Genomic DNA, 25564 nt, shown 5'->3' with positions numbered 1-25564 from the left:
GGAACCCCCATGCCCGTAGAAGCGGTTGTTTTTGACATCGGCAACGTTCTGATCGAATGGCAGCCCGAGCGGTATTATGACCGTGTGATCGGCGAGGACAGGCGCCGCGCCATGTTCTCGGCCGTCGATCTGCACGGCATGAACGACCTGGTCGATCAGGGGCATCACTTCACCGACACGATCTATGCCTGGGCCGAGAAATACCCCGATTGGCGCAATGAGATCCGCATGTGGCACGACAACTGGATCGAACTGGCCGCGCCCGAGATCCCGCATTCGGTCCGGCTGCAGCGCGCGCTGCGGGCCAAGGGCGTGCCAGTCTTTGCGCTGACCAATTTCGGGGTGCAGAATTTCGACTATGCCACCACCGTCTATCCGTTCCTGAAAGAGTTCGACCGGCACTATGTCTCGGGGCGGATGAAGATGGTGAAACCGCATGCCCCGATCTACCAGATGGTCGAACAGGATTGCGGCCTGCCGCCCGAGACGCTGCTGTTCACCGACGACCGGATCGACAATATCGAAACCGCCCGTGGCCGTGGATGGCAGACCCACCATTTCGACGGCCCGAAGGGCTGGGCCGAAAGGCTGGTGGCCGAAGGTCTGCTCTCCTTGGACGAGGCCGCCTGATCCTAGGCGGCAGCGGGCTGCGCCGGGCGGTTTTCGCGGATCGGCAGGTGCACGATCGCGCTGAAGGCGCCGATGGCCACGCCGATCCACCAGACCACGGTATAGTCGCCATAAAGGTCATACATGCGGCCGCCCAGCCAGATGCCCAGGAAACTGCCGACCTGATGGCTGAAGAATATGATGCCATACAGCGTGCCCATGTAGCGCAAGCCGTAAAGATGCGCGACGAGGCCCGAGGTCAACGGGATCGTCGCCAGCCATAGTGACCCCATGACCAGCGAGAACAGGATCACGGTCAGAGGCGTGATAGGAAACAGGATGAACGCTGCGGCCGCGATCGTGCGCCCGGTATAAACCGCCGCCAGAAGGTATTTCTTGGGGAAGTGATTGCCCGCCCACCCGGCCAGCAGGGTGCCTCCGATATTGGCGAGCCCGATCAGCGAGATCGCCAGCGCACCCAAAGCAGACGTTGTTGTGATGCCCATCGCATGCAGGACACCGCCGGGTTGTATCGGCCCGCACATCTCGGTCACGAAGGCCGGGAAGTGCGCGGTGATGAAACCGAGTTGATAGCCGCAGCTGAAAAAACCCAGGAATATCAGCGCATAGGACGGGTCGCGGAAGGCGCGGCCCAGGATCTGGCCCATGCTTTCTTCCAATTCGGCCTTGCTGACCTGCGCGGGTGCGCGCATGAAAGGCAGCGTCAGCACAAGGGCCAAAATGGCAATGGCGAAGATGATGAACACCTGCTGCCAAGGCAGGAATGTCAGCAGCCATTCGGCCGTGGGCGCGCCGATCACCTGCCCGAAGCTGCCCGCTGCCGTCACGATCGCCAGTGACATCGAGCGGTTCTGATCCGTCGCGGCCCGCCCGACCACCGCTAGCACCACGCCGAAGCCCGTGCCCGCGATACCGAAGCCGACCAACCAGGCATAGAGTTGGTGCCCGAAGGGCGTGACGGACCAGGCCGACAGAACCATCCCTGCCGCATAGGTCAACGCGCCCAGAATGATCGCCCGCCGATCGCCCATCTTTTCGGCGATGGCGGCAAAGATCGGCTGGCCGATGCCCCAGGCCAGGTTCTGGATCGCGATGGCCAGCGAGAAATCGGTGCGCAGCCAGCCGAACTCCTCGGCGATCGGAATCTGAAACACGCCGAACGAGGCGCGCACGGCGAAGCTGACCGTAATGATCACGCATCCGACGATCAGCACCGGGTTGAGCAGACGGGCGGTTGGGGTCATGGGGCCTCCGGTTTCAGCCCGCCGACAGTATCCACTTGGGCTCGCTCGTCAATTCAGGAGTTTTGCGGTCACGATTAACCAAAATTGATGCATGTCGGGGGATGCCTTCTTTTCAATGGCGCGGGTGGGCGCTATGGCTCGGGCCATGACCGACATGATCTCGTTGTACGAGGCCCGCGTTGCCGATGGCACCCTGAACCGCGACGACGCGCAAGAGGCCGTTCTGCCCCAGTTCGAGCGTATCCGGGCGGCTCTGGCCGCGCCGGTGAAACGCGGGCTGTTCCGCAAGGCACTGCCGCCGCCCAAAGGCTTGTACCTGTGGGGCGGCGTGGGGCGCGGCAAGTCCATGTTGATGGACATGTTCGTCGAAACACTGGGGCATATTCCGGCCCGGCGCGTCCATTTCCATGCCTTCATGCAGGAAATCCACGCGGGCATGCATGAGGCGCGCGAAACCGGCGTGCAGGATGCACTGGCGCCGGTGGCGGCCTCGGTCGTGAATTCCGTGCGCCTGCTGGCCTTTGACGAGATGCAGATCACCGACATCACTGACGCGATGATCGTCGGGCGGCTGTTCGACCTGCTGCACGCGGGAGGCGTCGTCGTTGTGACCACCTCGAACCGGCATCCCGACGATCTGTACAAGGATGGCCTGAACCGGCAGCTGTTCCTGCCCTTCATCCACCACATCAAGCAGCAGCTCGAAGTGTGGGAACTGACGTCGCCCACGGATTACCGGCAGAACCGGCTCGAGGGCTCGCCGGTCTATTTCACACCCATCGGACCCGAGGCGCGAGAGAAGATCCGGGCCGTTTGGGCCGACCTGTCCGGTGGGCCGGCCGAACCATTGACCCTCCATGTCAAGGGGCGCGAGGTGGTTTTGCCCGCGTTTCGCAATGGAGTGGCACGGGCCTCGTTCTACGATCTGTGCGGCCGGATGCTGGGGCCGGGGGACTATCTTGCCATTGCTGATGCGGTAAAAGTATTGGTGCTCGAGGACATACCGCGCCTGTCGCGCAACAACTTCAACGAGGCGAAGCGGTTCGTCACGTTGATCGATGCGCTGTATGAGGCGAAGGTGAGGTTGATCTGTTCAGCGGCCGCCGAGCCCGAGATGCTGTATGTCGAGGGGGAAGGTGTTTTTGAGTTCGAGCGCACAGCCTCGCGCCTGCGGGAGATGCAGGCACAGGACTGGGGACAATAGCGAGCGTTGCCTCTGCCGTAGCTGTGGCTCAATGAATGGTCAGCCGTTTTCGCGTAGGATGTTGCCCGCGAGGTAGAGCGAGCCGCAGATCAGCACGCGCACCTGAGGGTCGGCTTTGATGATGGTGTCGAGGGCTTGGGACACGCTGCTGGCGGTCGTCGCGGGCAGGTTCACCGATTTGGCGGCGGCGGCGGTTTCGTCGGCGCTCAGCGTGTTGGTCTCGCCCGGGATGGAAACGGCGGTCAGGCTGGCGGCTTGCTGGGCCAGCGGGGAGAGGTAGCCGGTCACGTCCTTGGTGTTGAGCATGCCGCAGATCAGGTGTGTGGGTCGCGGGGGCAGCTTGGCCAAGACGTCCGCCAGCGCGACGCCGGCGGCGGCGTTGTGGCCGCCGTCGAGCCAGAGTTCGGCCTGAGGCGCCTGTTCGACCAGCGGGCCGGTCTTCAGTCGCTGCATCCGGGCGGGCCATTCGGCGCGTGTGACCGCTGCCTCGTAGGCCTCATCGCCCAGATCGAGGTGGCGCAGCACCGCCAGCGCGGCGCCGGCGTTCTGGATCTGGTGGGCGCCCAACAGGTTTGGCAGCGGCAGGTCGCGCAGGCCGGTTTCGTCCTGATAGATCAGGCGGCCATGTTCCTCGTAGACGTGCCAGTGCTGTCCGTAAGCCAGCAGCGGTGCGCCGAGGCGGGCGGCGGTGGCCTCGATGACCTCCATCGCTTCGTCCGGCTGCGGGCCGACGATGCAGGGCACGCCGCGCTTGATGATGCCGGCCTTTTCGGCGGCGATCTTGGCCAGCGTGTTGCCGAGGAACTGTTCATGGTCGATCGAGATCGGGGTGATGACCGTGACCGCGGGCTTTGCGATCACGTTGGTAGCGTCGAGCCGCCCGCCAAGCCCCACTTCGAGCAGCGTGTAGTCGGCGGGCACGCGGGAAAAGGCCAGCAGGGCCGCGCAGGTGGTAATCTCGAAATAGGTGATGTTCGCGTCGCCATTGGCGGTGTAACACTCATCCAGAACGGCGGTCAGGTCGGGTTCCGAGATCAGCTCGCCCGCCAGGCGGATGCGCTCGTGGAAGCGTGCCAGATGCGGCGAGGTGTAGGCATGGGCCGTCAGCCTTGCCCCTTCCAGCCCGGCGCGGATCATCGCCTGGGTCGAGCCCTTGCCGTTGGTGCCAGCGATATGGATCACCGGGGGCAGCTTGTCCTGCGGGTTGCCCAAAGCTTCGAGCAGACGCCAGACACGGTCCAAGGTCAGGTCGATGATCTTGGGGTGCAGCGCCATCATCCGGTCGAGGATGACGTCGGATGTGGGCGCGGTCATTTCTTGGGCTGGTCTTCGGCAGGCTTGCTCTGAGCGTCAGGCTGTTCGGCTTCGCCCCCTTTCGGGGCGGGCAGATCGCCTTTGACCGCCGGGGGCAGACCCATCAGCATCCGGGTGATGGTGATCAGCTCGTCCCGCAACTCGGTCCGTTTGGTGACGCGGTCCAGCATGCCGTGATCCAGCAGGTATTCGGCGCGCTGGAAGCCGTCGGGCAGTTTCTCACGGATCGTCTGCTCGATCACGCGGGGGCCAGCGAAACAGATCAACGCGTTCGGCTCGGCAATATGCACGTCGCCGAGCATCGCGTAGGACGCCGTCACACCGCCGGTAGTGGGATGGGTCAGAACGACGATATAGGGCAGGCCCGCCTCTTTCAGCATCTCCACCGCGACCGTAGTGCGCGGCATCTGCATCAGGCTGAGGATGCCCTCCTGCATCCGGGCACCGCCGGCGGCGGAAAACAGGATCAGCGGGCGCTTGAGCTTTACCGCCTCTTGTGCGGCGGCGATGATGGCGTTGCCCACATACATACCCATCGAACCGCCCATGAACGAGAAATCCTGCGCCGCGGCCACGATCGGCGTGCGGCCGATCTCGCCGGTGGCAACCAGCATCGCTTCTTTCTCGCCGGTCTTTTTCTGCGCTGCCTTCATGCGGTCGGGGTATTTCTTCTGATCGCGGAACTGCAGCGGGTCTTCCTTGGGCGCGGGCACTGCGACTTCGGTGAAAATACCACCGTCGAACAGGTGCTTGAACCGTTCGCGCGGGGTGATCAGCATGTGGTGTCCGCACTGGGTACAGACATTCTGGTTGTCCGCCAGTTCACGGTGGAACAGCATCGTTCCGCACTCGTCGCATTTGTGCCAGAGATTCTCGGGCACCTCACGGCGGGAGAAGATCGAGTTGATCCGGGGGCGGACGTAGTTTGTGATCCAGTTCATGTCGGAACCTTGCTGATGCGGGTTGCAGTCAAATAAGACGCTACGGAAGGAAATGCAATCAGCGCCTGAGTGCAAGTCGCGCAACAAGCCAGCTGACGATCATCACCGCGAAATCCACGACAAGCCACTGGCGCAGGATACCGGTGTCCGATGTTTCGAACGGAAGATGATAGAGGGCCAACCCACCCAGACCGTCAGGCAACGATACAATCAGCAGAGCTGTTACATTGTTGGCAAAATGCATGGCGATTGCGGGTCCCAGCGTCCCTGCTCTGGCGGTGATGTCGGCACTAAGCAGGCCAAAGACAAAGGCCCAACCTGCGATCAGGATCGCATTGTCACCGGCGGCAAGAGGTGCGTAGTGCCCGGCGGCAAAAATAAGGGAGGGTACGCCCATCCAAATCCACGGGGCCCTGAACCGGGCGGCCAGCGATTGTTGCAGGAACCCGCGGAACAGAATCTCTTCGGCGCTGACCTGAATAAGGACAGCCACCAGCGCCAGCGGCAACAGCAGCAGCCACCTGAAAACCGGCAGGTTTGGCTCCAACGGCGGTCCCATATCGTATGGGGGCAGAACAAAAAGCAGAGCGCCCAGCACGACCAGCGCCCGCAGAACCCGCCAGAATTGTCGAGCAGTCAGAATCGGTGGCCCGACCACCGAGATCAGTTTCCGGTGCTGCAACTGTCGCACGGCCAATCCGACGCCCAGCGTGGCGAAGGCGAAACTGGAAAGGATGACCAGCAGCGCCATGGCCGAGGACCCGTCTTCGAAACCGGACACCAGTTCGGCCGAACCAAACGAGGTTATAGCGGCAAGGAGAACCAAGTTGAGTGCCAGAACGACGACCGTGATGATGGCGAACCCGAGCAGCATCCGCCAGAGTTCGGGATAAGCCCTGGCCGGCGCCACCAGGATTTCGTGCGGGGCATAGGCCGGGTGTGGCTGCGGGTCGCGCATCCTAACCGCCCGCCCCGGTCTCGGCTTCGGGTGTCAACGGGGTATTAGACAGCAACAGTCGTTCCGAGACGGTTGTCAGATACCCGGCCACCGTTTCGAGAAGGCGCATCGAAACAGCCGCGTCACCCTCTACCACGGCGCGCAGCTCTTCCGCGCCGATCCGCAGGAACGAACAGTCGGTCATTGCGACGAGGTCAAGTTGCCGAGGCGCTCCGGTGATTATCGACAGGTCGCCGATCAGGCGGCCTGGCTCGACGACGGAGATGTTGCGCTTTTCACCGTCCGGCATCGTCCATTCCAGGCTCGCCTGCCCGGAGATGCACAGATAGGCCGCGTCGGGCGTTTGGCCGCGCGAGAATATGGTCTGCCCCGCCGCCGCGTCGTACCATTGTGCCGAAAAGGCCAGCAGACGCTGATGTTTTCCGTCAAGCCTCGAAAACAGTTCCGTCGCCGAAATGATCTTGAGTTTTCGGCTGAAGTCTTCGGGTTGTTCGTCATCCGCCTCGGCCTTGGAACGCGATACACCGTCGATTCGGCCGTCCTTGATTTCCACGTACATGTCATAGGCTTCGGGATGGCCAAAATGATCTTCCATGAAGATCATGACCGAGTCGGGAAGCAACTCACGCAGCTTGAGGCGCGTGCGCAGACGGCTTTCCGAATCGTGGCTGGCAAGAACCTTGTCCAAGATCAGGATGTCGGGCCGCTTGATCGCTGCCCGTGAAAACGCGGCACGTTCCTGGAAAACCGTGGGCAGGTTGGCCCCGCCAAGACCGGTCGGCAGATCGTAGATGATGGCCGCCAGGCGACGGGTGAGGCCGGCCTCGATCAGGACTTCGGCTACGGCATCCTCGATCTCTTCGGCATGTGCCCCGGCCATCAGCGACACGCGGCCATACAGGGCATTTTCCATGACGGTCAGGCGCGGAACATAGGTTTCGGGGGCCACAGGAATGAACAGCCCGTCGAAAGATGCGTGCAGGTTTTGGGCCTGCGTGCGCCGGATCGACAGGATCTTTTCCTTGTATTCCTCGGGGAAACTGGGGCCGATCTGTTCGGCGGTCAGCATGAACGGCACCGTCAGCAACAGCGCCATTTCACGTTCGGACAGGGTTGCCTCACCTTTCGACATGCGGCGTTCGTCGATGTCGAGCAGTCGGTGGTACATGTCCTTGGACATGCCCAAGCGCAGGAACAGCGGGTGATCCGTCCCTTCGCGGCCGAATGTTTTGCGCAGCGTGCTGAGAACCGCCGTCGCGATGCTCAGGGCGTCCTTGTCCAGATCATGGGCCCTCAGCATGGCAAGAAATCGAGCGTCCCCGGCGAGGATGTCCGGTGAAATGTTGCGCGACGGTGAGGCAAACAAAAGGTTGCCCCCCAAAGGTACGGCCGGGTTGAACCGGTCCGGATCGAACCGGTAAACGTATTTGTCCAAGCCCTTTTCCTTGAGACGCGCTGCAACCTTGTCGCGCGCATCCACGATCGCCTTGGCCAGATGGGGGTGCAGTTCGGGATCGAATTGCGAACGCAACGTCCGCCGGAACATGAATTCGTCGATGCCCATCGCCTCGACCAGTTCGAACCACCAATCCCGGATCTCGTCGATGTTCTGCAGCCCTGCAAGGCGAGGGTCGACCCATTCGTCCTCCAGCAGGTCCGGGGAGTTGCCGGCGCGCACGGCTTCGACCTGATAACGTGATGGGGCCTTCAGAGCTTCGGCCTCGTGCTGGGGATGGGGACGCAAAGGCATCAGCAGGTTGTCCCCAAGCGTGCCGTTGAACAAGTAGGGTCGCGAGTGGGCATAGCCGACACGGGCGGCGATCACCGCCTGATGGAGTTCGCGAAGGTTGTGCCCAGACAGAAGGACCTCGCCCTGAACCGGCAGGATCTCGCGGATCAGCAACTGGGCCAGCGCCTGTCTTTCCGAGTCGTGCGAGGCCTTGATGGCGACCCGAGCGCCCTTTGGGATCGTCAGGTCGATGTCTTCAAGTATCAACTTGCCGTCTTCGTCGCGCACCGTGACATTGCGCAATTCGATGTCGCCCTGCAGGTGCGGGATGCTCTCCGGTTCGCCATAGAACAGTTCTTCGGGGATCATGTTCTCGGGTGCAAACCGTTCGGTGACGACCTGCCAGCGCAACGACATGTCCTGAACCTGATTGTAATAAGTCAGCAGATCGCGCCAAGGGCCGCTGAGGTCCTTGTACGCCCCCAGCGCCGCAACCAGCGCACCGACTGTCACTTCGCCCGTGATCGCGAGATAGCCGCCGACCGAATAGAACAGAAACGGCGTCATCTGCGTGATCAGGTTGTTGAGGAACTTCATGAAGAATTTCTTGTTGTAGATCCGGACCCGGATATCGAACAAGGTTCCCAGACGATGACTGAACTGCGCCAGCCGATAGCGCCAACCACCGTTCGCGCGCAGGTCGCTGATACCGGCGGCGGTTTCACCGATCTCGGTGCTCAGGTGGCGGATCTCCTGAATACGGTCCTTGTTCAAAAGGTTGATCTGGCGCTGCAGGCGCGGGATCAGCCAGGCTTGCAGCGGGATCAGCGCGATCGAGGCCAGCCCGAACCAGACGCTCTGCATGAACAGGAATGTGACAATCGTCATCATCTGACCGAACTGGAAAACCGGCTGGGCGATCGCGTCGCCCATCAGTCCGCCCATCGGTTCCGCTTCAGACGATATCATCGACACCAGCTCGCCCTGGCTTGTGGTCGAGAAATACGGCTTGGGGAAGCGCAGCATCCGGCTGATCAGGGTGAACCTGAGCCGACGCAACATGCGTTCGGCCAGGATCCCCTTCATGGTGTTGATGCGCATCTTCATGAGGCCGCCAGCCAGGACGGTTCCCAAGAACGCAAAACACAGGATCAACAAGTATTGGACCTGGGTCACCTTCGTACCGAACAGCGTTACCGTGTTTCCGGTCGCGCCGATGGCGTCGTTGATGATCTGCTTGGGCAGTTCAAGCGAGGCATAGAGAAACGGAAACGAAAGTACGGTCAACAGCAGCAGAATGAACTGCTGTTTCTTGGAATGTTTCCAGATGAACGCGAATAGGGTGGGTTCCATGCCCCGGCCTCGTCTTGTTTTTTGGACTGCGGCCCGTTGCGGAGGATCCACGGCGACCGGGTGACTGACGGTAAGCTCTGCCCCGTGCTATTTCAAGAACGTGCCCCTGCGTGATCTTGCAAAAAAGACCGGCCGGCAGGACTGACGTTCTTCACAATTCGGGAATTTTGCAGTGCTATCTGTCGAAGGCGGGTTTATTCCGCCCGCGGATTCCGACTAAAGAGGTGCAGTTTCAGGCACTGGGCACATGAGCAGACTTCTGGATCGGTATTTCAGCCGCAAGGCAGTTGGGCACTGGAAACGGACGGCGCAGAACGCGCCGCACGAGGACCTGCCTCTGCTTCGCCAGCAGCGTGAGCAGGCGCGTGTTCTTCGCGCCCAACTTGATCGTCTGATCCAGATTGCGGACGGGCGCCTGACCCGCCCGCATATCGGCACCCAGAATTTTCCGAGGCCGCTTGGCACGGATTGGGCCTGGCGCCCGGATTTGTGGGGCAGCCCCCTGCCCGTTACGGGCCTGGTATCATTGTCTCGCAAGGCGCAGCTTGATGACAGCGTGGCGCTTTTCCATGACTGTCCGCTGGCCGAGATTGCAGTCCGGCAAATCCGCAACAGCGGGGAAAAGGACCTGGCGCCTTTCAGCCTGGCGATCGACGTATTCAGCTTTCAAGGCTCGTTCCTCTCCGTGTCTGTCGAACTTCCGGGCAGCGCCGCCGAGGGTCTGACGCGGCAACACCTCGTCCGGGCTCATGTGACGGTCGACAGTGAGCGCCCGGCCGAGGTCTTTGCGAGGCTTAACATCCAGAATGGACCGAATACCGAGCAGGTGCTGCGAAAGCTGGAACCGCAACATGCGACATCCGACATCGATTTTGATCTTGCGCATCTGTCCTTGAACGAACGTCGCATCAAGAAGATGTGGCTGGACCTTATCATCCAGGATCCTGGTATGAACCGTGTGGTGCTGCGGGATCTGACCCTGTGCCGCCATCATCGCGCTGACTTGTGAAGGGAAAGGCCATGGCGGAAACAAAACTCGTCCCGATCCGGTTCGAAGACGGCTTATGGGAAGGCCACTATTCAGGAAGTATCGCACCCCAACTTGAAGCCCGGTACCGGGATCAGATCCTGCAAGATATCGAGGTTTCTGAGGCCGAAGGTGGCTGGCATGTTCGGGTTCCCGTACCAACGGTCCTGTTGTCCGATGGTGTGCATAGTGTGATTATTCTCGACAGCGCTTCACAGGAAAAAGTGGGTGACATCACCGTAATCGCGGGTGCACCGGCCGTGGGCGATATCCGCGCCGAGATGGACCTGCTGCGCGCCGAACTTGACCTTCTGAAGCGCGTGGTGCGTCGGTTGAGCGCTGATCAGGGTTGATCGGCCAAAAGCCTGCAGGTTCTACGTAGCCGAAGCCTGCTTGGACGCATTCCTATCTTTTTCGCTGAATTCATGCATGATTGAGCCACCAAGGAAACTCTGGGGGCCGGATGGAACGTGACAGCATTATCAAGGTCATAGCGCTGATGGTAACGGCGTTTGGCATCGGCATAGACTTTACCGGTGCGCTGATGCTGGTTCCCGCGATCGAAAACTCGTTTGATGCCAATATCACCAGTACTCAGTGGGTATTGAACATCTATGCGCTGTTCTTCGCCATGACGATGGTTGCAGGTGGCCGGCTGGGCGACATGTACGGTCATCGCAAGATCATGATCATCGGATTGTCGCTGTTTCTATTCGCCTCGGTCATGTGTTTCGTATCTCCCAGTCTTGATTTCCTGATCGGCGCACGCGCGCTTCAGGGTATCGGCGCGGGATGCGTGTGGCCGTGCACGCTGGCTTTCGGGGCCACAAGGGTATCCCGTGAGGAACACCGTGCCATGGTGATGGGTTTGATCCTTGCCGGTGTCACGACCGGCAATGTATTTGGTCCGATGATCAGCGGGTTTGTCGTCAACCTTGGGGATTGGCGCCTGTTCTTTCTGGCAAATGTCGTCTTCTCGTGCATCTCGATGGCCACGGCATTCGTGCTGATGCAGCCGGACAAGAGCCACAAGACAGGTGAGCACATTGACTTTACCGGAATGGGTGTCCTTTCTTTTGCTGTCCTGCTGCTGCTGTACGCGCTTGATGTCGGGTCGGACTGGGGCTGGCTGTCGGTTCCGCTGATGTTTCTGTTTTTCCTCAGCGCGTCGCTGTTTCTGTTGTTCCCACGCGTGGAAAAACGGGTGAAAGAACCGCTATTGCTGCCGCAGATGATGCAAAATCCGCAATTTCGCATCACCTTGGGGCTGAACATGTTCAACGTCTCGGCGGCCTTTGTGGGATTGCTGTATTTTCCGCAATATATGCAAAAGGTTCTTGGTTGGTCAGTGTTTGAATCCGCTCTGGGCCTTGCGCCGCTGACCGTTCTTTTGGCGGTCGGGTCGATCGTCTCTGGCACCTTGTACAATGATTTCGGACCCAAGCGCCTGCTGTTCTGGGGGTATCTCTGCGCTACGATAGGCGCGGCCAGTGTCGTCGTGATGCCGGCCGGGCTGGGGTATTTCCATATTCTTCCGGGGATGGCTCTGATCGGGTTGGGAGCGACACTGACGGTTGGCCCGTCGGGCACCGCCGCCGTTTGCGCCGTCAAGCCCGAACGCGCCGGCCTGGTTGGCGGTCTGAGCTTCATGGTGCACTTGGTCTATGGCGCCATTTCGGTCGCCTGCGCGACGGCCATCATGTACATGGTCAGCCTGTCCAGCTTCCGCGAGCACCTTGCCAAAGCTGGCATCGACATGTCCCTAGCCGATCAAAAAGCCATCAATGGCGGTACTTTGACGACCAAGACCGCGCAGGCTGTCATGCAGAAATTCAGCGCGCCCGAGGCCGAAAAGATCAAATCCGCGTTGTCGATGGCCTTTGACAGCGGGATGGACATGGCTTTTGTCTTTTCAACGCTGTCGGTGTCGATCGGCCTGGTTTTGGCGCTGATGCTGGACGAAAAGAAACTGCACAAAATCGAGAGCTGAGCCAAAAGAAAAGGCCGCGGAAAACCGCGGCCCTTCGGTCATTGCTTGCGCAGCTTACTGCGATGCCCGCTCTGTCGGATTGAAGGCGGACAGGCCTTTGAGAATGTCGATCGCATAGGCCAACTGGTAGTCTTCGTTGCGCAGTTCGGCGGTTTCTTCCGCTTTGGTGCGGTCTTCCTCGATCTGGCGGATTTCATCCTCGGTCAAGCTGTCATTGTTCAGGCTGCCCCGCAGGTCGGCCTCGGACCGGGTGCGGGCGTTGCTTTCTTCCTCTTCCTCAGCCTCGGGACGGACGCGGGGCTGTTCCACGATGATGTCGGGGCTGACACCCAAAGCCTGGATCGACCGACCCGACGGGGTGTAGTAGCGCGAGGTGGTCAGACGCATCGCCCCGTCGCCACGCAGCGGCATCACGGTTTGAACCGATCCTTTGCCGAAGCTTTTGGTGCCGACGACGATCGCGCGGTGGTGATCCTTCAATGCACCTGCAACAATCTCGGATGCCGAAGCCGATCCGCCGTTGATCAGCACTACGATCGGCTTGCCCTGGGCAAGATCACCCGGGGTTGCGTTGAAGCGTTCACCATCTTCGGGATTGCGCCCACGGGTCGAGACGATCTCGCCCTCGTTCAGGAATGCGTCCGATACCTTGATGGCTTGGGTCAACAGCCCGCCGGGGTTGTTGCGCAGGTCCAGAACAAAGCCGTTCACCTTGTCGATGCCGCCAGCTTCGGCGATCTGCTTTTCCAAGCCCTCTTTCAGGTTCGGGAAGGTCTGATCGTTGAAGGTGGTCACACGAAGCACCACGCTGGCGCCTTCGGTGCGGGCGCGAACGGCGGTCAGTTTGATCGTGTCGCGGATGATGGTCACATCGAATGGGTCGGGTTCGCCTTCCCGCACGACGGTGATCACGATTTCCGAACCGACCGGGCCACGCATCAGGTCGACTGCTTTGTCCAGCGTCAGGCCCAGGATGCTCTCGCCGTCCACATGAGTAATGAAATCGCCGGCCTCGATGCCCGCTTCGTCCGCAGGCGTTCCGTCAATTGGCGATACGACTTTGACGAAGCCATCCTCTTGGGTGACCTCGATGCCCAGCCCACCGAATTCACCGCGCGTCTGCACGCGCATCTGCTCGGCGTCATCCGGGGAAAGATAGCTTGAATGCGGATCCAGCGACGTTAACATGCCGTCGATCGCAGCCTCGATCAGTTCTTCGGGGGCGACTTCCTCAACATACTGGGCGCGGATCCGTTCGAAGATATCTCCGAACAGGTCAAGTTGTTCATAGACCCCGGCCTTGTTTTCGGCCTCTTGCGCCAGCAGTGGCCCGGCGATCTGGGTAGTCGCAATAATCCCTGCCACGGTGCCGGCCAGACCGGCCATCACAAATCTCTTCATACTCGTCTATCCATCCTTGTCTGTCCGGAACCATGATTCCGGATCCACGGGGCTATTGTTCTCTCTTACCTCTATATAGAGCGTGTCTGGACGATCAGTTCCAGTGCCATCACCGCTTGTTGACAAAATCGCGCCGATTTCTGGTGTTTGACCGGGCATCAGGCCCACTGGCGTTCCTTCGGGGATCACCTGACCGGGGTCCCCATACACCTCTTGAAGGCCGGAGAAGACAAAAAGCAAACCCGGCTGCGGTTCCAGGATCACAAGGTTTCCAAGGTCCAGAAGCGGCCCTCTGTATCGGATCGTGGCCGCTGTCGGCGACAGCACCAATGCACGTGGTCTGGTTCCCAGTACAAGCCCCGGACGCGTGACCCCGGCGGCGTCCGTTTCGCCGGAACGATGGAGTATGACGCCTTGGGTCGGCAGCGGAATCTGTCCTTTCAGTTGGGACACATCCGCGTTCGAGGTTATGATTTCTCCATCCGATATTTCAGACAGACCGCTGGCGAACCCATCCAGAGTCTCCGTCGATGAGATCAGGATGGCTGTCCGTACTGGGTCTTCGATGAAGCGGCGCGGCAGGTCGGTACGGTTCGCTATGGCCTCGCTCAGCTTCGTCCTGGCATTCTGCACGCCTTCCAACCCTTCGGTCAGAGTGTCCGCAGCGCTTTGTTGCAATCGGCGCAGGGTCTGCACCTCGTCCAGATCCCGAGCCAGCGCCTGGGCCCTGGTGTTCAGGCCAGGCGTGACTTCGGACAGCATCATCCCGGTGCGCGCCGCCCCCAGTGGCCCGGCCGGGTGCAGCATCAGAACCGGTGGCGCCGTGGTTTCGATGGTTTGCAGCACGCCCAGCAACTGGCGGATTTCGCGTTCGCGCGCGTTCAACTCGGCGGTCAGCTGGCTTTCGCGCAAAGCCGCCCGGCGCAGCCCGTCGCGCATGGCGGCCAGCCCGGCCTCGTAGGCCTGGATCGTCTCGGTCAGGGCGAGCACGCGGTCGCGGGCGGTTTCGGCCTCGGTCAGGGCGATCGAGGCCTGTTCCAGCATCTGCGCCGCCTCCAGTGCCGCCTGCGCGGGGTCCGGCGCGGCCCGGGCCGCCTGCCCCGCCATCAGGGCCGCCAGAAGAAGCGCGCGCAGCCTCATGACAGCAGGCTCTGACCCGTCATTTCCGGAGGCTTGGGCAGGCCCATCAGGTTCAGCACCGTAGGCGCCAGATCGGACAGGCGACCTTCGCGCAGGGTTGCGCCCTCGGGTCCGCCTACCAGCGCCACGGGTACCGGGTTCAGGGTGTGAGCGGTATGCGGCCCGCCTGTTTCGGGGTCGATCATGGTTTCGCAGTTGCCGTGATCGGCCGTCACGATCATGGCACCGCCTGCCTTTTCAAGCGCGGCGACCACGCGGGACAGGCCTTGGTCAACGGCCTCGCAGGCCTTGATCGCGGCCTGCAGGTCACCGGTATGGCCCACCATGTCGGGGTTGGCATAGTTGGTGACGATCAGGTCATAGCCGCCCTCGATCGCCTCGACGAAATTGTCCGTCACCTCTCCGGCCGACATCTCGGGCTGCAGATCATAGGTCGCCACCTTGGGCGACGGGGCCATATAGCGATCCTCGCCGGGCTCGGGGGTTTCCTTGCCGCCGTTCAGGAAGAACGTGACATGGGGGTATTTCTCGGTTTCGGCCAGACGGAACTGGCGCAGGCCCTGCTTGGCGACCCATTCGCCCAGCGTGTTGACGATCTCGCGCTTGGGGAACACCGTGGTCATGTAGGCGTTGTGACCGTCGGAATATTCCACCATGCCCAGCAGCGCCGACAGCTGCGGGCGTGGTCCGGTGTCGAATTCGTCAAATCCGGGTTCGGCAATGGCGCGCAGGATTTCGCGGGCGCGGTCGGCGCGGAAGTTGAGACAGAAGAAGCCGTCGCCGTCGCGGACGCCGTCGTAGCCGGGTAGTACCGTGGGCGCGATGAACTCGTCCGTCTCGCCCCGGTCGTAGGCGGCCTGAATCGCGGCGCTTGCGGTATCAGCCGGCGCGCCTTCACCTTTGATGATGGCATCATAGGCGCGGCCGACCCGTTCCCACCGGTTGTCGCGGTCCATGGCATAGTACCGCCCCGAGACGGTGACGACGCGCGCGTTCGCAGGCAGGCGGCGCTCCAGCTCGGCCAGGAAGTCCAGCGCCGATTTCGGGGCCACGTCTCGCCCGTCGGTGATGGCGTGCAGAGCCACCGGAACGCCTGCATCGGTGATTGCCTTTGCGGCGGCGACGATATGGTTCAGGTGCCCATGCACCCCGCCATCCGAGACCAGCCCCATCAGATGCGCGGTCCCACCCGCCGCCTTCACCTTGGCGACAAAGTCCTGCAGCGCAGCGTTTTCGAAGAACGAGCCGTCTTCGATTGCAAGATCGATCTGGCCCAGATCCATGGCCACGACCCGCCCGGCCCCGATATTGGTATGGCCGACCTCGGAATTACCCATCTGGCCGCTGGGCAGGCCCACATCAGGGCCATGGGTGATCAGCCGCGCGTGCGGACCCTTGGTCATGATCGCGTCGAATGTGGGCGTGTGGGCCAGATAGGGCGCATTGGCCTGCGTGTCGTCGGACAGGCCCCAGCCATCGAGGATGCACAGGACGACGGGTTTGGGTGCGCTCATGTCGGGTCTCCGATAACTGCTCTTGTCCGTTCTTCTATCCCCTGCCCGCCGCATCGTGAACCGCCTTTTGCGGCGATACGACCCGCGTCGGGCTATTTCCTGATCTGATGCCAGGGCCGGGCCTTGCGGCCGCGATACTTGACCGTCAGTTCGGGCGGGGCGTCGCGTTCGTCATAAGCGCCCAGGATCACGCCCTTGCCGCGACTTTTGGTGCGCATCTCGACCAGCTCGGCCGCCGAGCGGGTGGTGCGCTGCGACGGACGCCGGGCCCAGTCGAACAGGTGGTCGTACATTTGCGCGATCACATCCGCATAGGCCGCACTGTCGCCCAGATCGGTCAGTTCGTCGGGGTCGTTTTCCAGATCGAACAGGATCGGGCGGAACCCGCCTTCGCAATGGATCAGCTTCCATTTTTTCGTGGCCACCATGAACATCGCCGCATCACGCACCGACACGCCCAGCGTTTCCGCGATGGGCGAGGCCGAATAGTCGTATTCGCAGATCACGAATTTGCGCGGGGTCTCGTCCGCCTGCCCGTGCAGGATTGGCAGCAGCGAGTGGCCTTCTAGGATATGATCAGGCACCGCACCGCCCGCGACCTCGACGAAAGTGGGGGCCAGGTCGATCGACTCGACCAGCGCGTCGCAGGCGGTGCCGCGCGTGGCATCGGCCTGTTCGGACGGGTCGTAGATGATCAGCGGCACCTTGGTCGAAGCGTCGTGGAAGAACGTCTTTTCGCCCATCCAGTGATCGCCCAGAAAATCGCCATGGTCCGAGGTCAGCACGATCATCGTGTCGTCCATGCGGCCGGTCTGGTCCATCCAGTCCAGCAACCGCCCGATCTGGTCATCGGCCTGCTTGATCAGGCCCATATAGGAGGGGATCACGGCCTCGCGCACATCCTGCCGCCAGAAGGTCTGACCGATCTTGGTATGCATGAAGGCGCTCAGCACGGGATGCGCGTCGGCCCGTTCAGCCTCCGACCGGTTGGGGGGCAGAACATGCTCGGGCCCGTACATCGAGGCATAGGGCTCGGGGACGATATAGGGCCAGTGCGGTTTGATGTAGCTCAGGTGGCAGCACCACGGGCCGTCATGGGTTTCCATGAATTCGATGCCGCGCGTGGTCAGATAGGGGGTCTCGCTATCTTCTTCGGCGATGTTCGCGGCCTGCGGCGCGTTTTTCAGAAACCAGCCCGACAGCACGTTGCCGTCCTCGTCCAGCCCGGAATTGGCAAAGTCGTGCCAGGGGTTGTCGCCGTCATAGCCCTTGTCGGCCAGCCACGCGTTGTAGGCGCGGGCCCCGTCGGGGTCATAGAACCCGTCAGGGCCTTCGGGGCGCATCCCGTCGTCGCGCTCGAACACGTCGAAACCGCATTCGGCCACGCGCGCGCCGATCAGGCTGTCGGGTTCCAAGCCCAGCCGCGCCATGCCCTCGGCGTCGGCGCGCATATGGGTCTTGCCGACCAGCCAGCAGTCCATCCCCGCCTTGCGCAGATGGTCGCCTATGGTCTGTTCGCCCACCTTCAACGGAATGCCGTTCCACGAGGCGCCATGTGACTGCACATAGCGCCCGGTATAGGTGGACATGCGCGAACTGCCGCAGATCGGCGACTGGATATAGGCCCGCGTGAACCGCACGCCGCGCGCGGCCAGCCGGTCGATATTGGGCGTGTGCAGATGTGGATGGCCGTAACAGCTCAGGTAATCCCAGCGAAGCTGGTCGAACATGATGAACAGGATGTTGCGGGCCTTGGCCATTCAGTGCTGCGCGCCCTGGCTTTCCATCTGTTCCACCATCCGGCGGGCGCGCTTGCATTGCAGCTTGTCACGCAGAGGGCTGTTGGGGTCCACGTCTTTTTGGCACACCACGCATTTGTCGGCCCCCGAGATCGCGTTCAGCCCGCCGCAACTGCCCTTGATGGTCTTGCCCATCAGCATCACGCCCAGCGACATGCCGACCATGATGATCAGCAGCAGAACAAACGCGAGAATAAAGGTGCTCATCAGCCGGCCCGCCCTTCAGTTCGATCCCAGCGCATCCTTGAACGCGCTGCTTTGTACCGTGATATAGGCATCTTCGCCGCCTGTCACATCCCGCGAGATGAAAAACACCGCCAAACCCAGCTGATCGGCCAGTTTCAGCCCCCGCTCCTGCCCCAGCGCCAGCATCGCAGTGGCCCAGGCATCGGCCATCATCGCATTTTCGGCCAGAACCGTGACCGAGGTCGTCCGATGCGTGATCGGGCGTCCGGTGATCGGGTCGATGATGTGCGAATACCGCACCCCGTCCTGTTCGAAGAAGTTCTTGTAGTCGCCCGAGGTCGCCATGCCACGGTTGTCCAGCGGCACGATGAATTGCACGGTCTGCGACCCGGCTTCGGGCTTTTCGATGCCGATGCGCCAGGCCTCGCCCTTGTCGTTCTGACCGCGGGCCACCAGGTCGCCGCCGATCTCAACCATGTAGTTCTCGATGCCGGCCTCTCGCAGCGTCTCGGCCACGGCGTCGATCCCGTAGCCCTTGGCGATGGCCGAAAGGTTGATCCCCACGCCCGGTTGCGCCTTGGCCAGCGTCCCGGCCTGTTCATCCAGCGTCAGCAGGCGCGCCTGCCCCACTTGTTCCAGCGCTGCCGCGATCTCGGCATCCGACGGTACCGGGTCTTCGGGCTTGCGCGGGCCGAAGCCCCACAGCTCGATCAGCGGGCCAAGCGTCACGTCGAACACGCCGCCGCTTTGGTCGTGCACCTGGTTGGCCGCCGCGATCACATAGGCGAATTCCTGTGACACCGGCATCGGGTCGGTGCTGGCCGAGGCGGAAAAGACCGAGACTTCGGAATTCGGGTCCCAGTTGGACATCTTGGCATTCACCTGCGCCAGCGTTTCCTCCACGGAGGTGGACAGGGCCGCCTCGTCCAGATCCTCGCCGATTGCGGTGATGTGATAGGTCGTGCCCATGGTTTCGCCGGACAGACGGACGATCTCGGGCTCCTCGTCGAACAGACAGCCAGAAACAACAAGCGGCAGGGCCAGAGCAAGCAGTCGGCGCATGGGGCGATCTCCTGGAAAAGTGTTGCCCGGCATATGCCAGCGGCCCCACCCAGAGTCAAACCTGCGTCAGGGCACCAGCGGCAGGAAGCCCAGGACCAGCAGCCCGGCCGCAGCGGGCACACCAAACAGCCACGCGCGTTTCTGCCAACCAGGGGGCTGTTCTTTCCACAGTTTGCGAAAATTATGTCCGCAGATCACGACCAGAAGGAAGATCAGGGCGGCAACCGCAGGAGACAGATGGAGTTGGGTCACGGGGTCCGGTTTTTCCTTGCGACCCGGCGCGGTTGCGCCGGTTTTTGAATTTGCACCCTATACAGGTTTCTCTGCTGCGATAAGGTGGTGAGGACAGCCTGTAGCGTTGAAGGAGGAGACCGCCCATGGCCCCAAGCTCTTACCAGCCCCCGACACGTGGCGACAAGGCCGGGTCAAGCACTTACAGCCAATCCGCCGAGTCGAATTTGTCACATACTCAGACCACTGTCGCCAAATTGCTGGAAGGAAAAGGTGATGCGGTGTTTTCGGTTCGGCCGAATGACACCATCCATTCGGTGGTCGAAATTCTAAAGGAGAAACGCATCGGGGCGGTTGTCGTCACCGATCAGAACGGCGCACTGCAGGGGATCCTGTCCGAGCGGGATATCGTTCGCCGCATGGCGGATACTCCGGGTCAGACGCTGCCACAATCGGTCGAGGCGCTGATGACACGCGATGTCCGGACCTGCACGCCGGACGACCTGCTGATGGACGTGCTGAAGACAATGACCGAGGGGCGTTTCCGGCACATGCCGGTTCTTCGCGACGGCAAGCTCTGCGGCATGATCACCATCGGAGATGTCGTGCATTTCCGGCTGAAAGAGCTGGAATACGAAGCCCTGCGCATGAAGCAGATGATCGTCGGCTAGATAGTCACACGTTGTAGCAACGGGCATAGGCCGTATAGGCCTGCCCGCCTGCCTTGGTCTGTTTTCGGGCAGACCTCAGGTCCGACATGACCAGCCCCGTGACCTGCAAGTTCACGCTGGAAAACTCGCGCAGCGCCTGTTCCAACTGGGCACGGGACGTGATGGCCGGCGCAACCGACAGAAGGATCGCGTCACAGGCCTGCCCGATTACCCGGGCGTCAGGAACGGCCAGTACCGGTGGGCTGTCGATCAGAATATTTTCGTAGTCTGCCCGCAACCCCGTCATGAGGTCATGAAAGCGCGAAGACGAAAAAGTATCTGCAGCGCTATGTGTGCTGCGCTCGCCCATCAGAACATCGACCGAGCCCCGCCAGGCTTTGCGCGAAGGCAATCGACATCGTGGTCTTACCCTCATCCGGTGCCGACGAGGTGCACAGAATGACCTGCGGTGGAGCGTCCGAATTTGGCGACAGCAGAGACGTTCGCAGGTTTCTGGCCGCCTCCGAGAGCGGTGACGTCGGATTTGTGGACACGTACCCGGCCAACTGACTGCGCTGGCGGATCGTCGCCAATGGCAAATGGCCCAGAACCGGTACGCTGGTAGTCAGCTCCAGATCGGACCCCGTCGGAACCGCGGCTTGCCGGATTTGTCGGACAAGAACGATGCCCAGCCCCAATGCCGCCCCGGCGATCACCCCAAGAAACATGGTCAGACCAGAACGCGGTGCAACTTGTTTGCCCGGAGTGGCTGTCGAAATTATGCGGCAGTCCGGCGTTTGTGCGCCCTGTTGGACGGCGGCTTCCTTCAGCCTGGAAAGAAAGGTTTCGTGCAGCAACTGGGTTGCGCGGGCGTCGCGTTCGAACTGGCGTAATTCGGCCGTCACACCGGCATTCTTTTCATATTCCAACTCAAGTGTCGTGAGCAGTTGAGACAGGGTTCGGGACTGGTGATCGAGTTCGGCGCGTTCGCGGGCATTCTGGGCGATCAATTCTGAAACACGTTCGGCGAGAGCTATCCTAGCGGCTGCGCCTCCCGTGGCGACCTGCCTTGAAAGGCTGCTGAGAATGCGATCATGAATGATTTCAGGAACCTCGCCTCTGAAGTGTTCGGGGTCCAAGTCAACAAGTGTCTGGTCCAGTTGGTCAAGCTCTTGAAGACGGCTCTGCAGATTGGCCAACGTTGTTCGGGTTTCCGAAAGCTGCGCGGCCAGTGCATCGGGGTTGGCGGCCGCAGGATCTTGATGGCGTCCTCCTGCCGGGCGATTTCCTGCTCCAGCCCGGCCACCCGGTCCGACAACCATGAAACAGTTTCGGTCAGTCCTTCGGCTTTTCCGTTGATCTGATCCCGAACAAAAAAGCTGGGCCAAGGTATCCGCAATCTCAGCCGACTTCTGAGGGTCATTGGTTGTTGTGCTGCTCCGGATAACATCTGAATTCCGGACGTTCTTGATAGATATCGCCTGTGTGACGTTTTCCGCGACAATGCCCAGGTCTTCGCTGTCCGGCCGGTCCGCCGGTTTATGCCAAGGTACGGTCCAACGCGATGCGAGGATGGCTGGATTGAACTCGGGATCATTCTGGAGGGCCAACTCCAAATCTAGATTGTGCATCATACGAGCAGAGCCAAGGATTTCGACTTGAGTATTGATGCCGGAGATGTCTCCGCCTAGCCCCGTCATGGCCTGCGACGGCACGTCGGAATAGCCCGCAGGGCGTGTCAGAACCAGCGTCGTTTCGGACCGGAAGCGGGGTTTCATCGCAAAGGTCGAGATCCCAAATCCCTGCAAAAGGCCGCGACCCGCGCAGGCGGCGATTGTGTATCAGTGCGCCCAACACAGCCGGACAAAGGCCAGAAGGTTCAAACCGCCCACGGTTTCCTCGCGCCTGTTCGCGCCATGAGGTTTTTCGTCAGTTTTGTTAGGCCTTTGCAAGTGCTTGCGATCTGACAACGTCTCTCAGCGTCGATTGTCCTTGAATCCGGCAACCGCCTGCTGCGTCCGCCGAACAATCCAAAATTCGAAAGCAAGGCTCGGATTATTGATGTAGTAATGGTCTGCCCAAACTTTTTTCCGAATATCTTTTGGGTTTTATGCGTAACCGACTTCGGTCTGGGCATAGCCGCTGATTTCGGGGCGGACGCCAAGCCGGGCGCGGTAATCGGGCACATCTCGCAGATAAAACCGCGCGTGGTGGATGCAATCTGGGCGGGGACCGATCAAGCTCATGTTACCAAGCAGCACGTTGATGACTTGCGGAAGCTCATCAATCCGGGATCGGCGCAATGCGCGACCCAGGGGCGTGATACACGACGTTTCGACCGGGCCATAGGGTCCACTGATCTCACCGTGCCCGGGCTTAATTGAACGGAATTTGTAGGCGACGAACGCTCTTCCTCCTCTGCCCATACGGATCTGGCGGAAAAACAAGCGCCCTCGGTTTGGAATGGGGTTCATGACCAGCAACAGAACTGCACAAACCGCCACAAGTGGCAACAGGGCCAGAGAAACAGCAACATCCATGAAGCGTTTGGCGACACTGAATGTCAGACTTACGCGCGGCGCGGCAATACCGGAAAAAGTGGTCTGGGAACCAACAAAATCGATACTCATCCATCCCCTTTTGAGCGTCTGATGCCGCGTAGGCTCAGCGGGAGTTTCGCTGCGGAATGGTAAATGCCGAGTTAGCGTTAATGGAGTATTACGAGATCATCTTTTGACTATAGCCGTCATGCTCGACTGGCGGTGTCCGAGGCTTCATTCTCGGGGCTTGTTGATACGAAATTGACGGTGCCCGGGCTGATGTCTGCCGCCGTGAGCCGACCGGTTGCAAACGCGCCGGTGTCGATCGAAATCACCCGGCCACTGACCTTTGGATCTGGGACTATGGTATGCCCGTGCACGACCCATTGGCCATCCGTTCGAGCGGTGGACGGGAAATTGGGGTGCCCCCACAAACAGACATGGCGCGGTTGGACATCGATTGGCAAGGCGGGATCTAGGGCCGCGTGGACGATCGAGACATTCCCGCTTGACCAGGTCAGTGGCCGGTTTTCGAGCCAAGTCAGAACCGGGTCGCCGATCACAGACCGCATATGATGCGAGATTTGGACGGCATCTTCGCCCAATGTCGTTTCGGTTATTCCCGTCAGGCCGAACGACGCGAGTGTCTGAAGCCCACCGTTTCCCAGCCACAAGCGACTGGTCCGCTTGGGTTCCTCGATAAATCGAAGCAGCATCTCTTCATGATTGCCCAGCAGACAAATCACTTCACGCTCGCCGTTTTCCGAAAGATGCCGCAGGTGATGCAAAACCTGAGCACTGTAATCTCCACGGTCGACATAGTCCCCAACAAATACCAGAGGAATGTCCGGATCGAGACGGGTCAGCAGTTGCTGCAACAGGTCCAGCCGTCCGTGAATGTCACCAACGACATAGAACCGCCGATCGGGTGCCAGGGTCTCCCGCAGCGATTCCTGCTCAGGCTCGTTCGTGCCTCGCCTGAGTTTTTTGATCCACGATCCTATCATCAGACCTGTTCCCTATCGCGCTGTGGCCCAGGCAGCAATGGCGGACACGGCCGGCTGACGCGACTGCCGTAGTTGTGAACAACAGGTTATTGAGGCGGGCGCGCAACGCAAGGGTCCTCGGCACTAGAGTGGCCGCCGAAAAACAACAGGAGCTTTCGATGCATTCGATGACTTACAAACCGGCCGCGCAGTGGTCTGTCGAAAACCGCCACGATGCGGCCGCGGACCAAGATATTCTTCTCAGAAACGTGGGTGGTGCATCGATCCGGTTTGAAATCGCCACCGACGATGCCATCCCTGAATTGGAAGCGGCTTTGGGTCACACGGTTCAACCGGTGCGGTCTTTTGCGACGCAGATCAGAGCAGGCGAGCGCCTATGGCTGGTCGGTGACGATGCCCTATCGGCCACGCAGTCTGCCGCAGTCCTTCTATGAAACCGCAAGCACCGGACCGGCCCACTCTCGGTTGGCTGCGCTGCCGGATGGTCCTGCCGTTCCGGATTTCACCCCAGAGCCGCTTGAGTTGCGCGCGCCTCCGCGAGTGAAGGCTCCACCCTACCACCTGGGACCGGGTGATATGGTGGCGATCATACGCCCCGCACGGGTTGCCGAACTTGCTGGCGCGGGCGCTCAGCGGAATACCTTCACCGTCCGCGATGACGGCACGATCTCGATCCCCGACGCCGGTCGGGTGCAAGTCCCCGGCCGAACGATAAGTGAGGCGGAAACAACCGTGTCGCTGGAGGTGGTGGCGTACAACTCGAAACACGTCGCAGTAGGCGGGCTGGTTGCAACGCCGGTCGTGGTGCCGCTGACCGTCACTCCCTTGACACTCGGTCAGGCGATTGCCGCGGCCGGAGGCCTGACGACCCGGGATCGAGAGCTGGGCACGATCCGCATCTACCGTAGTGGGGATTTGTAAAAGATTCCGTTGCGAAACTACCTGGCCCGACCGGACTTCCGGCAACTGGTCCTTTTGAACGGGGACGCCGTGTTTGCCGATACCAGCTATGACCTGGACCGGCTCTTGCGATTTATCGCGATCAGATCGACGTCATCAGCCTGAACCGGCAGGCTCGGGGGGTCGCCTTGGCCGAACTTTAGCAGGAGGTCGATCTGCGCAGCGCCGAACTGACGGAGTTACGTGACAATTTCACGGTTCGCAGCCAACTGGGTTCCGAACAGCGCGAAAATGTCTATCTAGGGGGAGAGTTCCGCAAGAATGCTCGTGTTCCCCTGCCCTACGGCCAGCACCTGAGCCTGGCCGACGCTTTGTTCGGCGAAGGCGGTTACAGCACCAGAACGGCAGACGCGTCGCAAATCTATGTACTGCGTGCCTCTCCCAAACCTGAGGAAATCGGTGCGTTCACTGCCTGGCACCTCGATGCGCGCAATCCCGCGGCATTGTCGATCGCGGCCCGTATGGAACTGCGTCCCAACGATATTGTTTTCATCCAGGAACAGCCGATCACGACCTGGGGTCGGGCGCTGGATCAATTCCTGCCCTCGCTGGTCAATGCGGGTCTGGACGCGGCAAATGGTTGACGCGCCCTGCCCTGCATCGGATATGAGGTCCCACCGACCGATAATCCCCTTGACCTTGGCGGGTCGAAAGGGTCCCTGATGGTCGGGATTGTTGATTTGC

General features: G+C 61.0%; 25 protein-coding genes. 9 read left to right on the top strand and 16 right to left on the bottom strand.

Features of this window, described 5'->3' with window-relative positions; genetic code table 11:
• Window positions 1-9: 9 nt before the first annotated feature.
• Window positions 10-630, top strand: a complete 621-nt coding sequence (locus ACR3EL_RS18310; RefSeq protein ID WP_170341522.1) for an HAD family hydrolase — start codon at window positions 10-12, stop codon at window positions 628-630.
• Between the two features lie 2 nt (window positions 631-632).
• Here the strand turns inward: ACR3EL_RS18310 and ACR3EL_RS18305 are convergent, their stop codons facing one another.
• Window positions 633-1874, bottom strand: coding sequence for an MFS transporter (locus tag ACR3EL_RS18305; RefSeq protein WP_170341520.1), 1242 nt, complete (start codon window positions 1872-1874; stop codon window positions 633-635).
• A gap of 145 nt (window positions 1875-2019) precedes the next feature.
• Here ACR3EL_RS18305 and zapE point away from each other — a divergent pair, with 145 nt between their 5' ends.
• Window positions 2020-3078 carry a cell division protein ZapE gene (zapE, locus tag ACR3EL_RS18300; protein WP_170341982.1) on the top strand — a complete coding sequence of 353 codons (1059 nt, stop codon included), beginning with the start codon at window positions 2020-2022 and terminating at the stop codon, window positions 3076-3078.
• A gap of 39 nt (window positions 3079-3117) precedes the next feature.
• Here zapE and ACR3EL_RS18295 read toward each other — a convergent pair whose 3' ends face one another.
• Genes ACR3EL_RS18295 through ACR3EL_RS18280 form a run of 4 tightly spaced genes read right to left on the bottom strand, consistent with a single transcriptional unit; the run spans window position 3118 to window position 9373 of the window.
• Window positions 3118-4392 (bottom strand): bifunctional folylpolyglutamate synthase/dihydrofolate synthase, encoded by a 1275-nt coding sequence (locus ACR3EL_RS18295; RefSeq protein WP_170341518.1) that lies wholly within the window; start codon window positions 4390-4392, stop codon window positions 3118-3120.
• On the bottom strand, window positions 4389-5333 hold the full coding sequence (accD, locus tag ACR3EL_RS18290; RefSeq protein WP_170341517.1) for an acetyl-CoA carboxylase, carboxyltransferase subunit beta: 945 nt from the start codon (window positions 5331-5333) through the stop codon (window positions 4389-4391). The genes ACR3EL_RS18295 and accD overlap by 4 nt, the downstream gene beginning before the upstream one ends.
• 58 nt (window positions 5334-5391) lie before the next feature.
• Complete coding sequence (locus ACR3EL_RS18285; RefSeq protein ID WP_480722520.1) at window positions 5392-6291, bottom strand: CPBP family intramembrane glutamic endopeptidase; 900 nt, start codon at window positions 6289-6291, stop codon at window positions 5392-5394.
• A 1-nt stretch (window position 6292) separates the two neighbouring features.
• Window positions 6293-9373 carry an ABC transporter transmembrane domain-containing protein gene (locus tag ACR3EL_RS18280; protein WP_170341514.1) on the bottom strand — a complete coding sequence of 1027 codons (3081 nt, stop codon included), beginning with the start codon at window positions 9371-9373 and terminating at the stop codon, window positions 6293-6295.
• A 247-nt stretch (window positions 9374-9620) separates the two neighbouring features.
• Between ACR3EL_RS18280 and ACR3EL_RS18275 the strand changes: the two genes are divergently transcribed.
• The 3 genes from ACR3EL_RS18275 to ACR3EL_RS18265 all read left to right on the top strand — a co-directional run bounded on the left by ACR3EL_RS18275 (window position 9621) and on the right by ACR3EL_RS18265 (window position 12390).
• Window positions 9621-10382: a DUF6478 family protein gene (locus ACR3EL_RS18275; protein ID WP_170369314.1), complete on the top strand. Its 762-nt coding sequence runs from the start codon at window positions 9621-9623 to the stop codon at window positions 10380-10382.
• A gap of 11 nt (window positions 10383-10393) precedes the next feature.
• Complete coding sequence (locus ACR3EL_RS18270; RefSeq protein WP_170369316.1) at window positions 10394-10753, top strand: hypothetical protein; 360 nt, start codon at window positions 10394-10396, stop codon at window positions 10751-10753.
• Window positions 10754-10863: 110 nt separating this feature from the next.
• Complete coding sequence (locus ACR3EL_RS18265; protein ID WP_480722519.1) at window positions 10864-12390, top strand: MFS transporter; 1527 nt, start codon at window positions 10864-10866, stop codon at window positions 12388-12390.
• Window positions 12391-12444: 54 nt separating this feature from the next.
• Here the strand turns inward: ACR3EL_RS18265 and ACR3EL_RS18260 are convergent, their stop codons facing one another.
• The 7 genes from ACR3EL_RS18260 to ACR3EL_RS18230 all read right to left on the bottom strand — a co-directional run bounded on the left by ACR3EL_RS18260 (window position 12445) and on the right by ACR3EL_RS18230 (window position 19744).
• The gene (locus tag ACR3EL_RS18260; RefSeq protein WP_170525885.1) at window positions 12445-13791 is read right to left on the bottom strand and encodes a S41 family peptidase; all 1347 of its coding nucleotides are present in this window, start codon (window positions 13789-13791) and stop codon (window positions 12445-12447) included.
• 6 nt (window positions 13792-13797) lie between these two features.
• Entirely contained in the window at window positions 13798-14931 is a 1134-nt protein-coding gene (locus ACR3EL_RS18255) for a murein hydrolase activator EnvC family protein (RefSeq protein ID WP_170341506.1), read from the bottom strand.
• Window positions 14928-16445 carry a 2,3-bisphosphoglycerate-independent phosphoglycerate mutase gene (gpmI, locus tag ACR3EL_RS18250; RefSeq protein WP_480722518.1) on the bottom strand — a complete coding sequence of 506 codons (1518 nt, stop codon included), beginning with the start codon at window positions 16443-16445 and terminating at the stop codon, window positions 14928-14930. The genes ACR3EL_RS18255 and gpmI overlap by 4 nt, the downstream gene beginning before the upstream one ends.
• A gap of 92 nt (window positions 16446-16537) precedes the next feature.
• Window positions 16538-18205, bottom strand: coding sequence for a sulfatase-like hydrolase/transferase (locus ACR3EL_RS18245; RefSeq protein WP_170341503.1), 1668 nt, complete (start codon window positions 18203-18205; stop codon window positions 16538-16540).
• Window positions 18206-18451, bottom strand: a complete 246-nt coding sequence (gene nqrM, locus ACR3EL_RS18240) for a (Na+)-NQR maturation NqrM (protein ID WP_093963352.1) — start codon at window positions 18449-18451, stop codon at window positions 18206-18208.
• Window positions 18452-18466: 15 nt separating this feature from the next.
• Window positions 18467-19492 (bottom strand): FAD:protein FMN transferase, encoded by a 1026-nt coding sequence (locus ACR3EL_RS18235; protein WP_170341502.1) that lies wholly within the window; start codon window positions 19490-19492, stop codon window positions 18467-18469.
• A 66-nt stretch (window positions 19493-19558) separates the two neighbouring features.
• Entirely contained in the window at window positions 19559-19744 is a 186-nt protein-coding gene (locus ACR3EL_RS18230; RefSeq protein WP_093963354.1) for a hypothetical protein, read from the bottom strand.
• Window positions 19745-19869: 125 nt separating this feature from the next.
• Here ACR3EL_RS18230 and ACR3EL_RS18225 point away from each other — a divergent pair, with 125 nt between their 5' ends.
• On the top strand, window positions 19870-20394 hold the full coding sequence (locus tag ACR3EL_RS18225) for a CBS domain-containing protein (protein WP_093963355.1): 525 nt from the start codon (window positions 19870-19872) through the stop codon (window positions 20392-20394).
• 4 nt (window positions 20395-20398) lie between these two features.
• On the opposite strand, the gene ACR3EL_RS18220 is transcribed toward ACR3EL_RS18225, so the two are convergent.
• The 4 genes from ACR3EL_RS18220 to ACR3EL_RS18205 form a co-directional block, all read right to left on the bottom strand.
• Window positions 20399-20680 carry a tyrosine-protein kinase family protein gene (locus tag ACR3EL_RS18220; protein WP_170341500.1) on the bottom strand — a complete coding sequence of 94 codons (282 nt, stop codon included), beginning with the start codon at window positions 20678-20680 and terminating at the stop codon, window positions 20399-20401.
• A gap of 40 nt (window positions 20681-20720) precedes the next feature.
• Complete coding sequence (locus ACR3EL_RS18215) at window positions 20721-22151, bottom strand: GumC family protein (RefSeq protein ID WP_480722517.1); 1431 nt, start codon at window positions 22149-22151, stop codon at window positions 20721-20723.
• Window positions 22152-22481: 330 nt separating this feature from the next.
• Window positions 22482-23003: a sugar transferase gene (locus ACR3EL_RS18210; RefSeq protein WP_170341496.1), complete on the bottom strand. Its 522-nt coding sequence runs from the start codon at window positions 23001-23003 to the stop codon at window positions 22482-22484.
• Between the two features lie 116 nt (window positions 23004-23119).
• Window positions 23120-23920: a metallophosphoesterase family protein gene (locus ACR3EL_RS18205; RefSeq protein ID WP_480722516.1), complete on the bottom strand. Its 801-nt coding sequence runs from the start codon at window positions 23918-23920 to the stop codon at window positions 23120-23122.
• Window positions 23921-24078: 158 nt separating this feature from the next.
• On the opposite strand from ACR3EL_RS18205, the gene ACR3EL_RS18200 reads away from it, so the two are divergent.
• The 3 genes from ACR3EL_RS18200 (at window position 24079) to ACR3EL_RS18190 (ending at window position 25464) form a co-directional block, all read left to right on the top strand.
• Complete coding sequence (locus ACR3EL_RS18200; RefSeq protein WP_480722515.1) at window positions 24079-24354, top strand: hypothetical protein; 276 nt, start codon at window positions 24079-24081, stop codon at window positions 24352-24354.
• Window positions 24314-24841, top strand: coding sequence for a polysaccharide biosynthesis/export family protein (locus tag ACR3EL_RS18195; RefSeq protein WP_170341491.1), 528 nt, complete (start codon window positions 24314-24316; stop codon window positions 24839-24841). The genes ACR3EL_RS18200 and ACR3EL_RS18195 overlap by 41 nt, the downstream gene beginning before the upstream one ends.
• Before the next feature lie 194 nt (window positions 24842-25035).
• On the top strand, window positions 25036-25464 hold the full coding sequence (locus ACR3EL_RS18190; protein WP_437342521.1) for a polysaccharide biosynthesis/export family protein: 429 nt from the start codon (window positions 25036-25038) through the stop codon (window positions 25462-25464).
• Window positions 25465-25564: the final 100 nt, after the last annotated feature.

Source organism: Ruegeria sp. BJ3, from assembly GCF_056535665.1.
Note: the sequence above shows the minus strand (reverse complement) of the source record. Positions and strands in the feature narration are given on the sequence as shown.